This is a genomic window from Pantoea sp. SM3 (assembly GCF_000963995.1).
Taxonomy (GTDB): Bacteria; Pseudomonadota; Gammaproteobacteria; order Enterobacterales; family Enterobacteriaceae; genus Pantoea; species Pantoea rwandensis_B.
In genome coordinates this window covers 1-14,720 of sequence record NZ_JZRD01000009.1, presented here as the reverse complement: position 1 = coordinate 14,720, position 14,720 = coordinate 1, and the positions used below count along the sequence as shown (strand labels likewise).

16 protein-coding genes, 1 pseudogene and 1 other annotated feature are annotated in these 14,720 nt (G+C 53.0%); of the genes and pseudogenes, 11 read left to right on the top strand and 6 right to left on the bottom strand.

The features are described from left to right. Positions 1-23 precede the first annotated feature (23 nt). A complete protein-coding gene (rluB, locus tag VI01_RS06135) occupies positions 24-941 on the bottom strand; it encodes a 23S rRNA pseudouridine(2605) synthase RluB (RefSeq protein WP_045814396.1) in 918 nt (305 codons plus the stop codon). Positions 942-1,044: 103 nt separating this feature from the next. On the opposite strand from rluB, the gene VI01_RS25335 reads away from it, so the two are divergent. Together VI01_RS25335 and VI01_RS06130 are read left to right on the top strand one after the other, a co-directional pair. Continuing rightward, positions 1,045-1,284, top strand: a complete 240-nt coding sequence (locus tag VI01_RS25335; protein ID WP_156149337.1) for a hypothetical protein — start codon at positions 1,045-1,047, stop codon at positions 1,282-1,284. A gap of 476 nt (positions 1,285-1,760) precedes the next feature. Beyond that, positions 1,761-2,417, top strand: coding sequence for a serine protease (locus VI01_RS06130; RefSeq protein ID WP_034821503.1), 657 nt, complete (start codon positions 1,761-1,763; stop codon positions 2,415-2,417). On the opposite strand, the gene VI01_RS06125 is transcribed toward VI01_RS06130, so the two are convergent. Both VI01_RS06125 and VI01_RS06120 read right to left on the bottom strand, forming a co-directional pair. Beyond that, positions 2,418-3,038, bottom strand: coding sequence for an L-threonylcarbamoyladenylate synthase (locus VI01_RS06125; RefSeq protein ID WP_045814395.1), 621 nt, complete (start codon positions 3,036-3,038; stop codon positions 2,418-2,420). Between the two features lie 12 nt (positions 3,039-3,050). Then, positions 3,051-3,935, bottom strand: a complete 885-nt coding sequence (locus VI01_RS06120; protein ID WP_045814394.1) for a PHP domain-containing protein — start codon at positions 3,933-3,935, stop codon at positions 3,051-3,053. Positions 3,936-4,089: 154 nt separating this feature from the next. Then, positions 4,090-4,194: a sequence feature (Trp leader region), on the top strand. Positions 4,195-4,218: 24 nt separating this feature from the next. Here VI01_RS06120 and VI01_RS06115 point away from each other — a divergent pair. The 5 genes and pseudogenes from VI01_RS06115 (at position 4,219) to trpA (ending at position 10,785) form a co-directional block, all read left to right on the top strand. Beyond that, positions 4,219-5,781 (top strand): anthranilate synthase component 1, encoded by a 1,563-nt coding sequence (locus VI01_RS06115; protein ID WP_045814393.1) that lies wholly within the window; start codon positions 4,219-4,221, stop codon positions 5,779-5,781. Then, positions 5,781-7,374, top strand: a pseudogene (trpD, locus tag VI01_RS25670) (bifunctional anthranilate synthase glutamate amidotransferase component TrpG/anthranilate phosphoribosyltransferase TrpD). The gene VI01_RS06115 and the pseudogene trpD overlap by 1 nt, the downstream one beginning before the upstream one ends. Before the next feature lies 1 nt (position 7,375). Beyond that, positions 7,376-8,743: a bifunctional indole-3-glycerol-phosphate synthase TrpC/phosphoribosylanthranilate isomerase TrpF gene (gene trpCF, locus VI01_RS06100; RefSeq protein ID WP_045814392.1), complete on the top strand. Its 1,368-nt coding sequence runs from the start codon at positions 7,376-7,378 to the stop codon at positions 8,741-8,743. Between the two features lie 45 nt (positions 8,744-8,788). Beyond that, complete coding sequence (trpB, locus tag VI01_RS06095) at positions 8,789-9,982, top strand: tryptophan synthase subunit beta (RefSeq protein WP_045814391.1); 1,194 nt, start codon at positions 8,789-8,791, stop codon at positions 9,980-9,982. Then, positions 9,982-10,785 (top strand): tryptophan synthase subunit alpha, encoded by an 804-nt coding sequence (gene trpA, locus VI01_RS06090; RefSeq protein ID WP_045814390.1) that lies wholly within the window; start codon positions 9,982-9,984, stop codon positions 10,783-10,785. The genes trpB and trpA overlap by 1 nt, the downstream gene beginning before the upstream one ends. 45 nt (positions 10,786-10,830) lie before the next feature. Here trpA and VI01_RS06085 read toward each other — a convergent pair whose 3' ends face one another. Together VI01_RS06085 and VI01_RS25330 are read right to left on the bottom strand one after the other, a co-directional pair. Beyond that, complete coding sequence (locus tag VI01_RS06085) at positions 10,831-11,268, bottom strand: hypothetical protein (protein WP_052059399.1); 438 nt, start codon at positions 11,266-11,268, stop codon at positions 10,831-10,833. 23 nt (positions 11,269-11,291) lie between these two features. After that, positions 11,292-11,573: a hypothetical protein gene (locus VI01_RS25330; protein ID WP_197079571.1), complete on the bottom strand. Its 282-nt coding sequence runs from the start codon at positions 11,571-11,573 to the stop codon at positions 11,292-11,294. Here VI01_RS25330 and VI01_RS06080 point away from each other — a divergent pair. Next, positions 11,518-11,832 (top strand): BON domain-containing protein, encoded by a 315-nt coding sequence (locus VI01_RS06080; RefSeq protein WP_034828856.1) that lies wholly within the window; start codon positions 11,518-11,520, stop codon positions 11,830-11,832. The two genes, VI01_RS25330 and VI01_RS06080, sit on opposite strands and share 56 nt — an antisense overlap. A 60-nt stretch (positions 11,833-11,892) precedes the next feature. On the opposite strand, the gene ompW is transcribed toward VI01_RS06080, so the two are convergent. Next, positions 11,893-12,525 carry an outer membrane protein OmpW gene (gene ompW / locus VI01_RS06075; RefSeq protein WP_038646668.1) on the bottom strand — a complete coding sequence of 211 codons (633 nt, stop codon included), beginning with the start codon at positions 12,523-12,525 and terminating at the stop codon, positions 11,893-11,895. Positions 12,526-12,865: 340 nt separating this feature from the next. Between ompW and VI01_RS06070 the strand changes: the two genes are divergently transcribed. Genes VI01_RS06070 through yciA form a run of 3 tightly spaced genes read left to right on the top strand, consistent with a single transcriptional unit; the run spans position 12,866 to position 14,669 of the window. Continuing rightward, the gene (locus VI01_RS06070) at positions 12,866-13,600 is read left to right on the top strand and encodes a YciC family protein (protein ID WP_034828852.1); all 735 of its coding nucleotides are present in this window, start codon (positions 12,866-12,868) and stop codon (positions 13,598-13,600) included. Between the two features lie 59 nt (positions 13,601-13,659). Beyond that, positions 13,660-14,199: a septation protein A gene (locus VI01_RS06065; RefSeq protein WP_045814389.1), complete on the top strand. Its 540-nt coding sequence runs from the start codon at positions 13,660-13,662 to the stop codon at positions 14,197-14,199. A gap of 53 nt (positions 14,200-14,252) precedes the next feature. Further along, positions 14,253-14,669 (top strand): acyl-CoA thioester hydrolase YciA, encoded by a 417-nt coding sequence (yciA, locus tag VI01_RS06060; RefSeq protein ID WP_038646664.1) that lies wholly within the window; start codon positions 14,253-14,255, stop codon positions 14,667-14,669. The last annotated feature ends 51 nt before the right edge of the window (positions 14,670-14,720 follow it).

Here is a 14,720-nt window from a genome sequence, read left to right as displayed (position 1 = left end):
CTGCATGCGGCGTCACGGGCATATCAGGAACCGCGCTTGTTGGTTCCACTGGTCCGCGTGCTGCTGTTGCGGCTGCTACTGCTGCCACCGCGACGTGGGCTGCCGCTCACATTGCTATGACGTTTTACCGCACGACGAATCTGATTGGCTTTAGTACGACGACGGTCTTTTTCAACCGCGACTTTCGTCACCGTCTCTTCCGGCATATCCACCAGCGTACGCAGATAGTTAACCGACGGTAATTCCATCTCCATCCAGCCACCGCGTGGTAAGCCTTTTGGCAGCTGAATATCGCCATAACGGACGCGCATCAGACGGCTAACCTGCACACCTACGGCTTCCCACAGACGGCGGACTTCACGGTTACGACCTTCGGTCAGGGTGACGTTGTACCACTGGTTGATGCCTTCGCCGCCAGCAAACTTAATGGTTTTGAACGATGCCGGGCCATCTTCTAACTGCACACCTTTACTGAGCTGACGAATTTTATCGTCATCCACTTCGCCGAATACACGCACCGCATATTCACGCTCAACTTCACGGCTTGGGTGCATCAGGCGGTTCGCCAGTTCACCATCGGTGGTGAATAACATCAGACCACAGGTGTTAACGTCCAGACGACCCACAGCGATCCAGCGTGAACCGCGCAGACGTGGCAGACGGTCGAATACCGTCGGGCGCCCTTCAGGATCGTTACGGGTACAGAGTTCGCCTTCTGGTTTGTAATACGCCAGCACCCGGCAGACTTCGGTTGCGGATTCAGCAATTGAAACCAGATGGCCATCAATACGAATTTTCAGGGATTTATCATTTTCAATGCGATCGCCCAGCGTCGCCAGTTTGCCATCGACGCTGACGCGTCCGGCTGAAATCATCGTTTCGATTTCGCGGCGTGAACCGTGACCGGCGCGCGCTAATACTTTTTGTAGTTTCTCACTCATGGAGATGCCTCGTTGTCGCCTTCCCAGGCGTCGTGGTAAGAAGAGGTACGATACGGGGATTACCAGTTCCCATATCAGAATCTGTTACCGCTGAGCATAGCGCATGCCATCTCAGGCGGCCCGCGATTTTACACTAACGCAAGTTTCGTTAACACCTTTTCCTTTGCTGCCGATAATAAAGGCCAAAGGCTGCGTCACTCGTTTAGTGCCCTATGCCTATACATTTACGCTGCTGATAGATACACCAACCGCACTTCTCTTCTTCATGCGCCAAGTGACTGAATTTTTATCATTTGCTGCTGGCAATATAAACCTGGTTATTACCCCCACTTTAGACCCGTGATACATTAGCGCTTTTCAAGACTGGTCTGCTAGCATTGCGCACCACGCTTAAGGATAATCCCAAACATAAAATCTAAACCCAAACTGCAAAACAGGATAAACCACTAATTAACCGGGATAAATTAGGCTCATTAATCCAGTAAATTTAAATTACCAGTTAATTGGCACTGCAGGTTGGATTAAGTCTGTATTTTCGCATTATTTGATTCAGATTAAATTTGATGAATTGTTCTGATTTAAAAATTGTGTAAAATTTAAGTCTGAAACAGAGTGTGCCGTATTTATAAAAGCGTAACCTTTACTATTTACACTCGTTTCTCTAACAAGCCTTTAACGAAATCACTGTGGCATTGTTGATAATATAAACCGGCGCACGCAGGAATTGACGCGTTTATTCATTCACGGAATGAATTTAATTTGCATGTCGAAAGTCTTCACCAGGGATTTTCCTGACATGCTTAAAAGAAGATGACTATCATGAAAACCTCTCTGCTTTGGCCTGCCCTCGCGGCGCTGGCACTGAGCGGCTGTTCCGTGGGCCATACTGAGTATAGTCGCGCGGCGCTTGAACACGTGGATATGAGCGTGACAGGCATCCCGACGGTACTGGGTCTGGGTATCCTTGGTACAACCATCCCCTTAACGCCAGAGTACAGCCTGACAGCTGCGCACGTCGCCACCACTGCCGTGCAGCGTGTTAAGGCTTATCATCCTTATTGCGACGTCGCGATTATTTATCATAAGAATAGCCCGGAAACGCTGGCAAAATTCCGCACCAGTAAAGTGGGTGAGCCCATTAAGATGTACGGTTACAGCTTTATTTCTGCTATGCCCGTGGAATCAAGTGGCGTTAATTTAGCGCGCACAGCGATTACCAATAAATGGAATAAAAAACCGTGCATGGCAATGGCATCAAATGCTGGCGTTGTGCAGGGAATGTCGGGGGGCGCGGTATATAATGCTGACCAGACAATTGGCGGAGTGATTGTGGGCTACAGCCATGAAATTTCCAATGTGCGCAGCAAACAAGTCATCCTCAAAGATGTTTCACTGTATATTCCGTACGGTGATTTTAAACATTGGTTAGAAAAAAATATTGGCCAGACGACGTTAACGCCGCCTGACCACGCGTGATTAGAGGAACGGGCGCGTGTCGCCGACCCCTTCACGAACCACAACCGGGACATCGCTGGTGAGATCGATCACCGTCGTCGGCTGCTGCCCTAACGTGCCGCCATCAATGATCAGATCCACCAGCTTACCGATGCTGTGCTGAATCTCTTCCGGATCCGATTCCGTGAAGTCATTACCGGGCAACATCAGCGAAGTAGACATCATCGGCTCATTCAATCTCTCCAGTAACGCCAGCGCCACCGGGTTGGAAGGTACGCGCAAACCAATGGTTTTACGTTTGTCATTCATCAAACGACGCGGCACTTCTTTGGTCGCTTTAAGAATGAAGGTGTAACTGCCCGGCGTATTATTTTTCAGAATACGAAACGCGGTATTGTCCACCTGCGAATACGTCGAGAGCTCAGACAGATCGCGACACATCAAAGTAAAGTTGTGGTTGCCATCTAACTGCCGGATACGGCAGATACGCTCCATGGCGTTCTTCTCTTCCAGTCGGCAGCCCAGCGCATAACCCGAATCAGTGGGATAGACAATCACGCCACCTTTATTGAGATAATCGACCGCCTGATTGACGAGGCGCGGTTGCGGGTTATCTGGATGAATGTGAAAAAATTGACTCATAAAAACCTCATGTCACCTGTCTGCAAGAGTTACGGCGGGCGCTAGCGCAGGAAAGCGCTCCCAGATGGGTTCAACGCCGCCTGGCAACCATAATTTGCGCCCCAGTTCTATCCACGGACAGGGTTGGTGAAAATCTGATCCCTGCGATCCCGCCAGCTTATTGTCGCGCGCATATGTCGCGAGCTGCGTGCGCTCGTTGGGTGCCTGCTGACACTGCGCCACTTCCATTGCATCACCACCGACCTCGGCGAAATGGGCAATCAGTCGTTTAAGCCACTTTGCAGACAATCCATAGCGGCCCGGATGTGCGAGTACCGCAACGCCGCCAGAATGATGAATGGCATCAATAGCTTGTTTAATTGTACACCATTGCGGCGGCACATAGCCGGTTTTCCCACGGGCAAGATAGTTCTTGAACACTTGCGCCATGTTATCGGCTTTACCGATCTCGACCAAATAACGGGCAAAATGACCGCGGGTGATGACACCGCCCTGCGCCAGGCGTTGCGCCCCAACCCACGCGTCAGGAATGCGGGCACGTTCGAGGCGTTCTGCGATCAGCTGAGCCCGTTCAACACGGCATTGATGCTGTTGCTCAAGAAACGAGGTCAGCGCCGGGTGCTGGCAATCCACATTCAAACCTACGATATGAATTTCGTGGTTTTCCCACAATGTAGAGGCTTCTAATCCGGCTAGAATACGAATCGGTAGATTCTGTTGCAGCACGGCGGCTTGCGCTTCTGCCACGCCAGCAATGGTGTCGTGATCGGTAATCGCCAGTACCCCTACTTTCATTTCGACGGCACGTTGCACCAACTCGGTTGGGGTCAGCAAACCGTCAGACGCCTGGGTATGGCTGTGTAAATCGTAAAGGGGAAAACGGGCAATATCCGACAAGGTAACTCCAGCAGCAACTTAACTCGGCTGGCATGATAACGATTTTGCCCCTGACTGAAAAAGGGTATTGACTTTTTTCACCTGAACCAGTTAACTAGTACACAAGTTCACACGTAACGGGTATCTCATCATGGCTAATTTTGGTACGCATGCAAAAGGTTGGTGGCGCGATAATCCTTTAAACGGGCGACGTCGTCGTGCACAACATGCGTAACCACTGTGCAGATACCTGAGCCCGCCACCGAGCGGGCTTTTTTTTGAGCGAAATTCAGAGATGACAATAATGGCTAATGCGAAACCTACATTGAAGTTGATTACCGGTACCGCGCCCTACCGCGAAGATCCGGCCGCAGTGTTCCATCAAATTTGCGGCGCACGTCCGGCAACTCTGCTGCTTGAATCGGCCGATATCGACAGCAAAAAGAATCTGAAAAGCTTACTGATTGTGGATAGCGCCCTGCGCATCAGCGCACTGGGCAACGTGGTGACATTGCAGGCGCTGTCAGAAAACGGCCGCACCATTCTGCCGCTGCTGGATGAAGCACTGCCGCAGGATGTCAGAATTGAAGCACGTCCGGATGGCCGCGTGCTGCATTTCCCGCTGCCTCAGGGCCTGCACGATGAAGATTCACGTTTGAAAGCCTTGTCCGTTTTCGACGCGCTGCGCCTGATTCCGCAGTTGGTGAACAGCCCGGCGGAAGAGCGTGAAGCGATGTTCCTCGGCGGCCTGTTTGCTTATGACCTGGTGGCCGGATTCGAAGATTTACCTGAACTGCGTAACGAGCAAAGCTGCCCGGATTACTGCTTCTACCTGGCTGAAACCCTGCTGGTGATTGATCACCAGACGCGCAGCGCTCGTCTGCAGGCGAGCTTGTTCAGCCCGTCCACCAGCGAATTCCAGCGCTTGCAGAGCCGTGTTGAGCAACTGCGCGGTCAAATGACGCAGCCTGCCCCGGCGTTGCCAGTTCAGCGCGTTGAGCAAATGGCACTGAGCACCAACCAGAGCGATGAAGAGTATTGCAACGTGGTGCGTGAAATGCAGGAAGCGATTCGTATCGGCGAAATCTTCCAGGTGGTGCCATCGCGCCGCTTCTCGCTGCCGTGCCCTTCTCCGCTGGCCGCTTATGACACGCTGAAGCACAGTAATCCCAGCCCATATATGTTCTTTATGCAGGATCAGGACTTTGCGCTGTTTGGCGCTTCACCAGAAAGCTCACTCAAGTATGACGCCACTTCACGTCAGATTGAGATCTACCCGATTGCCGGTACGCGTCCACGTGGCCGTCATGCCGATGGTTCACTGGATCGCGATCTCGACAGCCGTATCGAACTGGAAATGCGCACCGACCATAAAGAGCTGGCAGAACATCTCATGCTGGTGGATCTGGCGCGTAATGATCTGGCTCGCATCTGCGTTCCCGGTAGCCGCTATGTGGCAGACCTGACCAAAGTCGATCGTTACTCTTTCGTGATGCATCTGGTCTCTCGCGTGGTCGGCACGCTGCGTAACGATCTTGACGTCCTGCATGCCTATCGCGCCTGTATGAACATGGGCACCTTAAGCGGCGCACCCAAAGTGCGTGCTATGCAGTTAATCGCTGAGAAAGAAGGTACGCGTCGTGGCAGCTATGGCGGTGCGGTCGGCTATTTCACCGCACACGGCGATTTGGATACCTGCATCGTGATTCGCTCCGCGTGGGTGGAAGACGGTGTTGCCACCGTGCAAGCCGGTGCCGGTGTGGTACTGGACTCTCAGCCTCAGGCTGAAGCGGATGAAAGCCGCAATAAAGCGCGCGCGGTATTACGTGCCATCGCCACAGCCCATCATTGCAAGGAGATTTTCTGATGGCCGATATCCTGTTGCTCGATAATATCGACTCCTTTACCTATAACCTCGTTGATCAGCTGCGTACCTTTGGCCACAACGTGGTGATTTACCGCAATAACGTCCCTGCTGACGTACTGATTGAACGCCTGCAGCAGATGGAGAATCCGGTGCTGATGCTGTCCCCTGGCCCCGGTGCACCGAAAGATGCCGGCTGCATGCCTGCGCTGCTGCAAGCCCTGCGAGGTCGCCTGCCGATTATTGGCATCTGCCTCGGTCATCAGGCGATTGTTGAGGCTTATGGTGGTCATGTAGGCCAGGCCGGTGAGATTCTGCACGGCAAAGCCTCTTCGATTAATCATGATGGCGAAGCGATGTTTAGCGGCCTGAGTAATCCGCTGCCGGTGGCCCGTTATCACTCGCTGGTGGGCAGCAATACACCTGCCGAATTGACCGTTAACGCCAGCTACAACGGCATGGTCATGGCCGTTCGCCATGATGCAGACCGTGTGTGTGGCTTCCAGTTCCACCCCGAATCGATTCTCACCACCCAAGGTGCTCGTTTGTTAGAGCAAACGCTGGCCTGGGCGCTGGCGAAATAATAGGGAGATTATGATGCAAACTATTCTGGAAAAACTCTATCAGGCACAAACCCTGAGCCAGGCGGAAAGCCACCAGCTTTTTAGCGCCATTATTAAAGGGCAGCTGGAGCCAACCCAATTAGCCGCCGCGCTGATTGCCATGAAAGTCCGTGGCGAACGCCCGGAAGAGATTGCGGGTGCCGCTACGGCACTGCTGGAAGACGCGAAACCGTTCCCCCGTCCGAATTACACCTTTGCCGATATCGTTGGCACCGGCGGTGACGGCAGCAACAGCATTAACATCTCCACCGCCAGCGCCTTTGTCGCGGCAACGTGCGGGTTGAAAGTGGCAAAACACGGCAATCGCAGCGTCTCGAGCAAATCCGGCTCTTCCGATCTGCTGGCCGCTTTTGGGATCGATCTGGATATGCCGGCGGAAAAAGCGCGTAAGGCACTGGACGATCTGAACGTCTGCTTCCTGTTCGCCCCGCAATATCACAGCGGATTCCGCCATGCGATGCCGGTGCGTCAACAGTTAAAAACCCGCACCTTATTTAACGTGCTGGGCCCTTTAATTAACCCGGCACGGCCTCCTCTTGCGGTCATCGGCGTTTACAGCCCGGAACTGGTGCTGCCGATTGCTCAAACTTTGAAAGTGCTCGGTTATCAGCGTGCGGCAGTGGTGCATGGCGGCGGAATGGATGAAGTGGCGCTACACAGTCCGACCCAGGTTGCTGAGCTGCGTGACGGTGAAATCACCGGTTATCAGTTAACGCCAGAAGACTTCGGCTTTGGCTTCCATGATAAAGAAGCACTGGCGGGCGGCACGCCGGAAGAAAACCGTGACATTCTGGCGCGTTTGCTCCAGGGTAAAGGCCAGCCGGCCCATGAGCAGGCCGTTGCGGTGAACGTCGCAATGTTGCTGAAAGTATTCGGAAATGAAGATTTGCGCGACAACGCTCAGCGCGCCATCACTGCAATTCGCAGTGGTCAGGCTTACGAACGCGTTGTTGCTCTGGCAGCGAGAGGATGAGATGAGTATCAAGGGCACCGTTTTAGAGAAAATTGTTCAGGATAAAGCCGTCTGGGTTGAAGCGCGCAAGGTACAGCAGCCGCTGGCAACCTTCCAGAACAGCTTGCAGCCTGCAGGACGCCACTTTTACGATGCGCTGCGCGGCACACGCACGGTGTTCATCCTGGAATGCAAAAAAGCGTCACCGTCGAAGGGTTTGATCCGTGAAGATTTTGATCCTGCGACCATTGCCGGGGTTTATCGTCATCACGCCTCGGCTGTTTCCGTCTTAACTGACGAGAAGTATTTCCAGGGTGATTTTGACTTTCTGCCCATCGTCAGCGCCGCGATTACTCAACCGGTGCTGTGCAAAGACTTCATTATCGATCCCTATCAAATCTACCTGGCGCGCCACTATCAGGCCGATGCCATCCTGCTGATGCTGTCGGTGCTGGATGATGAGCAATATCGTCAGCTCGCCGCCGTGGCGCATAGCCTGAAAATGGGCGTACTGACTGAAGTCAGCAATGAAGAAGAACTGGAGCGTGCCATTGCGCTGGAAGCGAAAGTCGTGGGCATCAACAACCGCGACTTGCGCGATCTGTCCATCGATTTGAATCGCACCCGCCAACTGGCACCACGTTTAAGCCACGGTGTCACGGTCATCAGCGAATCGGGCATTCATACCTACGCACAAGTGCGTGAGCTGAGCCACTTCGCCAACGGTTTCCTGATTGGTTCCGCGCTGATGGAAGAAGCCGATCTGAATGCTGGCGTGCGTCGCGTATTGCTCGGTGACAACAAAGTCTGCGGCCTGACCCGACCTGAAGATGCGCGTATTGCGCACGAAGCAGGAGCGATTTATGGCGGGGTGATCTTTGCTGAGGGTTCACCGCGTAAAGTCAGCGCCGAACAAGCGCAAAATGTGATAGCGGCTGCACCACTGAAGTATGTCGGCGTATTCCGCAATAACACTGTAAGTGACGTTGTCACGCACGCCACGTCACTTAAACTTTCTGCTGTGCAATTGCATGGCGATGAAGATCAGGCGTTCGTCGCAGAACTGCGCAGCGGCCTGTCAGAAGAGGTGAAAATTTGGAAGGCGCTGAGTATTAGCGGCAGCCTTCCAGCCCGCGATTGGCCGCATGTGGATCGTTACGTGTTCGATAACGGCCAGGGCGGCAGCGGACAGCGATTTGACTGGTCACTGCTGCAGGGTGAAGACCTGAGCAATGTGCTGCTGGCCGGCGGATTAAGCGCCGACAACTGCGTAGAGGCTGCACAACTGGGCTGCGCCGGACTGGACTTTAACTCTGGCGTTGAATCCGCGCCTGGCATCAAAGATGCCAGTAAAGTCGCGGCGGTATTTCGCACGCTGCGCGCCTATTAATTTCGCTCGCCCGCCAATGTGCGGGCCGCATAAGGAAGATGAAAGATGACTACGTTATTGAATCCCTACTTTGGCGAGTTTGGCGGTCAATATGTTCCACAGATTTTAATGCCCGCTCTGCGCCAGTTAGAAAGCGCCTTTGTTGAGGCGCAGCGCGATCCCGAATTTCAGGCTGAATTTACCGATCTGTTAAAAAACTATGCTGGCCGTCCCACTGCATTAACGCTTTGCAGCAATCTGACCAAAGGCACGAAAACCCGCCTGTATCTGAAGCGTGAAGATTTGCTGCACGGTGGTGCACACAAAACCAACCAGGTATTGGGCCAGGCGCTACTCGCTAAGCGCATGGGCAAAAATGAAATTATCGCTGAGACCGGCGCCGGGCAGCATGGCGTGGCTTCAGCGCTGGCGTGCGCGCTGCTGGGCATGAAGTGTCGCATTTACATGGGCGCAAAAGATGTTGAGCGCCAGTCACCCAACGTGTTCCGTATGCGTTTAATGGGCGCAGAAGTGATTCCGGTGCACAGTGGTTCGGCTACGTTGAAAGATGCCTGTAATGAAGCGCTGCGCGACTGGTCTGGTAGCTATGAAACCGCGCACTACATGCTCGGCACAGCAGCCGGTCCGCATCCCTTCCCGACCATTGTGCGTGAATTCCAGCGCATGATTGGCGAAGAGACCAAAGCGCAGATTCTGGAACGTGAAGGCCGTCTGCCGGATGCGGTGCTGGCCTGTGTGGGTGGCGGTTCAAATGCCATCGGCATGTTCGCTGACTTTATTGATGACACCAGCGTCGGTCTGATCGGCGTTGAGCCCGCGGGTCACGGCATCGAAACCGGCGAACACGGCGCGCCACTTAAGCACGGTCGCGTCGGTATCTACTTCGGCATGAAAGCGCCAATGATGCAGACCGAGGAAGGCCAGATAGAGGAGTCCTATTCCATTTCTGCTGGCCTCGACTTCCCTTCTGTCGGCCCACAGCACGCCCATCTCAACAGCATTGGTCGCGCCGAGTATGTGTCGATTACCGATGATGAAGCGCTGTCAGCCTTCAAAGAGCTGTGTCGTGCAGAAGGCATTATTCCGGCTCTGGAATCCTCTCATGCTCTGGCGCACGCGCTGAAAATGATCCGCGAGAATCCTGAGAAAGAGCAGTTGCTGGTGGTTAACTTGTCCGGTCGCGGCGATAAAGACATCTTCACCGTTCACGATATTTTGAAAGCTAAGGGAGAGATCTGATGGAACGTTATAATCAGCTGTTTCAATGTCTGTCGGCGAAGAAAGAAGGCGCTTTTGTTCCTTTCGTCACCCTTGGCGATCCGACCCCTGAACTGTCACTGAAGATCATCGATACCCTGGTAGCAGGTGGCGCCGATGCGTTAGAGCTGGGCATTCCATTCTCCGATCCGCTGGCGGACGGCCCAACAATTCAGGGGGCAACCTTACGTGCCTTCGCGGCGGGTACCACTGTCGCGCAGTGTTTCGAGATCCTTGCCGCCGTGCGCCAGAAGTATCCTGAACTGCCGATTGGGCTGTTGATGTACGCTAATCTGGTGTTCAGCAAAGGTATCGACAACTTCTACGCGCAGTGTGAAGCCGTCGGCGTCGATTCCGTGCTGGTGGCGGATGTACCGGTTGAAGAGTCTGCGCCGTTCCGTCAGGCTGCAATGCGTCATAACGTTGCGCCGATCTTTATCTGCCCACCGAATGCGGATGATGATTTGCTGCGTGAGATCGCCTCACACGGTCGCGGTTATACCTATCTGTTGTCGCGCGCGGGCGTGACGGGTGCAGAAAATCGCGCCAGCCAACCGCTGAATCATTTGATTGAGAAGCTGAGCGAATATCACGCTGCCCCCCCGTTGCAGGGATTTGGTATCTCAGAAGCAAGCCAGGTGAGAGAAGCCATCGCGGCGGGCGCGGCGGGTGCTATTTCGGGATCAGCCATTGTGAAGATCATCGAACGTAACCAGAACGATCCCGACACGCTGTTAGCTGAACTAAAAGCGTTTGTCAGTGATCTGAAAGCCGCTACGCGCTAAATCTTTAAGACCTTATTCGCGGTTGCGAATAAGGTCTTCCCTTGATTATTCCAGCCTGAACGTTTGCTCATCTCCCGAACCATCAGGATATCTCAGCTTCATCGTCAGCATGTCGTTTCTGATTTGCCACGTCAGCCTCTCGTCTTCTGGCCCCTCACGCCAGCGTCCGCTGCTATCTGGATTATCTGACATCAAGATAACTCTCTCGCCCTGGATCCGGCAGCGCACGGCCCAGCGTGATTGGTCGGATGGCCGGATATAGTGCACCCACGCCACGCCCTGCTCATCCACCTTGTCCAGCTGCATAATTTTGAAGTTGCGGCCAAAACTCAGCGCGGTAGCCGCCTTGCACAGGGTACCAAGGTGTGGATTGATCAACGGTTCTGCCTGTGCGCTGGGCACCGGCAAAATTTGTGAAGCAAATAGCTGGAGGTAGGACAGATAGCTAATCGTCGCTATCGCCAGAATGGCACGCTTTTTCATTATTGTTTTCCCTGCCTGATGCTTCAATTTGCACCTGTCGGCTTATCGTCTTGTTGTTTTATTGTTAGTTTTGCCCTGCTCTTCCAGCTTACCGTTTGCCTTGCTGCCTTCATTGGATCAATAAGTGGTAAAAATCGCGTATTTCCATCTTTTTCACCCCAGGCGATTTGCCGATTTGAAAAGGGCATACCACAATTAATCGCACCGTCTCGTTGCGGTGAAACACCATCTAAGACAGGGAGATAACCAATGAATTTTTTCAAAGTCGTTGCAGGATTATTAATGGCTGCGGTAATGGCGATCACACTGAGCGCCTGTGCACCAACAGCAACAAAGGAAGGGACCGGGGGCTATATCGATGATACGGTGATCACCACCAAGGTTAAGGCACAGTTGTTGAATGACGACTCGCTGAAATCCACCGAGATCAACGTCGAAACCTTTAAAGGAAAAGTGCAGTTAAGTGGCTTTGTCAGTTCTCCGCAGATGGCGAACCGTGCAGTGACGGTGACCCGCAGCGTGGCAGGCGTTAAATCTGTGGTTAACAATATGCAGATTAAGTAACAGCGTACCCATCATGCAGCGGGCGGCCTTCGGGTCGCCCGTTGTGTTTCGGTTGTTGCCTCAGAAACGGTAGCCCACACCAAAGAAGAACACCCACGGATCGATGCGCGTGTTAATGTTCTGCTGCTCACCGTTGGCTTTAAATTTCACGGTAGTATCAATGTCCATGTACCACAGGGATGCGTTTAGCATCCAGTCACGGTTGATTTGATAATCCATCCCCACCTGACCCGCCACACCCCATGAATCTTTGACGCTGAGATCGCTTAAGCCTGCGTCCTGGCCGGTTTGATTAAATTTGGCATCGTAGAACGTGGTGTAGTTGATACCCACCCCAACATACGGACGCACCGGGCTTCTGCTATCGAAGAAATAGTACTGTGCCATTAGCGTTGGTGGCAGCTGGCGCACGGTAGCGAGATTTCCGGTGGCACCAAGGCCAACTTTGTGACGGAACGGTGTCGCCGCCAGCAGCTCAACACCGATGTTGTCCGTCGCCATGTAGGTGAAGGTCAAGCCAAGCTGGGTGTCGTTGCTCACGCTAAAGCCGCCCATACCCAGCACATTGTCAGAGCCTTCGGTTGGACGAACAGTCGCGCTGCCGGCACGCATGAAGAAATCACCCGCCTGATGGGCCAGTGCCAGTTGAGGAATAGCCAGAGCCATGAGCAATGCGCATTTTGCCAGTTTCATAATCACTCCTTTGCAGAAAAGTAAGGTCTTAATCGGGTTTGCGGCACAAGATCTAACCCTTTTTTGGTAAAAGATCATCTGCATCAATTCAAATTAATCACTTAAAAAACAATGGATTGATTCAGATCAATTTCCGGCATTACACGTCAAGAAGAAAAACCGCTGAGGAGGGCTTGAACGCAGATCAAGTGGGTTTGCACCTTTTATGAACCGGTTGCGAGTGACAATTTCCTATTCTTTACCAGAGATGACACAAAGTTATGGTCTTCCGGGTGCCCGCCAGCCCACAGAACATGTACAATCGCCGGGTTAATTAACCCGGTTCCATCAAGGAGAGTACATGTCTATCACGGCAAGCTCGTTATACCGTGACACAGGAAATTTTCTGCGTCATCAGCTGGTTACTATTGTGCTGATGGCGTTGCTGACGTCGTTCATTACGGTGATTGTCGGTCATGCATTAACCCCAGGCGAAGACCAGTTATCGCTTCTTAGTCAGGCTGACGACAGTGCAACCTCACTGTTTGAACTGGTACAGAATATGTCACCGGATCAGCAACGCATCTTGCTGCGCGCTTCGGCTGCCGGCACCTTCGCTGCCCTGATCGGCAACACGCTGCTGCTGGGCGGTATGCTGTGCCTGATCCCGCTGGTTTCGAATGGCCAACGTGTGAGTGCGCTGCGAGCGATCGGTGCCTCCGCGCCACTGCTGCCGAAACTGCTGCTGCAGACCTTCCTGATTACCCTGCTGGTGCAAATCGGCTTTATGGTATTGATGGTGCCTGGCGTGATTCTGGCGATTCTGCTGTCACTGGCACCGGTGATGCTGGTCAGCGAGAAAATGGGCGTGATTGGCGCGATGCGCGCCAGTATGAAACTGGCATGGAAGAACATGAAAGTCATCGCCCCCGCCATTGTGTTGTGGTTACTGGCGAAGATTGTGCTGATGTTCCTTATTTCATCACTCACGGTGCTACCGGTGAACATCGCATCGGTGGTGATGAATGCGCTGGGTAATCTGGTCTCCGCGATTCTGATTATCTATTTGTACCGACTGTATATGCTGTTACGTTAACAGCAGTGGCGCTCTGCGGAGCGCCTTAATTGAATGCTCCTGCCCTAACTGGAAACACTATGAAGCAGTTACTTGATTTTCTTCCCCTGGTAGTTTTCTTCATCTTCTACAAGCTGTACGACATCTTTGTCGCCTCTGGCGCCCTGATTGTTGCTACGGGCCTGGCGCTGGTCGTCAGTTGGGTGCTGTATCGCAAACTGGAAAAGATGACGCTATTCACCTTCGCACTGGTGACGGTGTTTGGCACATTGACGCTGGTGTTCCATAACGATGAGTTCATCAAATGGAAAGTCACCGTGATCTATTCCCTGTTCGCATTGGCCCTGCTTTATAGCCAGTTCTTTATGGAACAACCGCTGATTCAACGCATGCTCGGCAAAGAACTGCAGCTGCCAGGCGTTGTGTGGCGTCGATTGAATATTGCCTGGGCCATCTTCTTCTTCGTCTGCGGCCTGGTAAATATCTATGTTGCGTTTTGGTTATCACAAGAGTTTTGGGTTAACTTTAAAGTGTTTGGTCTGACCGGCCTGACCCTACTGTTTACTCTGTTTAGCGGCGTGTACATCTGGCGACAGATGCCGCAACAAAAACAAAAATAAGCCACTCCGCCCGATACTGTCGGGCTTCTCTTCACCTGCAGAAGAACTGAGCAATGGACGAAAAACATAAATTGCCGCAAGGCGAAATGGTGTCGCGCACCCTGGCGATGCCAGCGGATACCAATGCCAATGGGGATATTTTTGGCGGCTGGTTGATGTCACAGATGGATATGGGCGGTGCCATCATGGCCAAGGAGATCGCCGAAGGTCGTGTGGTCACCGTACGTGTTGATGGCATGTCGTTCCTGAAACCGGTAGCCGTGGGCGATGTCGTGAGCTGTTATGCGCGTTGCATACGTACCGGCAACAGTTCAATGACCATCAATGTAGAAGTGTGGATCAAGAAGGTTTCGTCTGAGCCAATCGGTCAAACGTATTGCGCCACTGAAGCGGTATTTGTTTACGTTGCCGTGGATAACACCGGGAAATCCCGTCCGCTGCCACCTGGCAAAGCCAATCTTGCCGATTAACAGCGATAAAAAAAGCGGTCAATGACCTAATGCTTGTCAGTTAAGATCTTA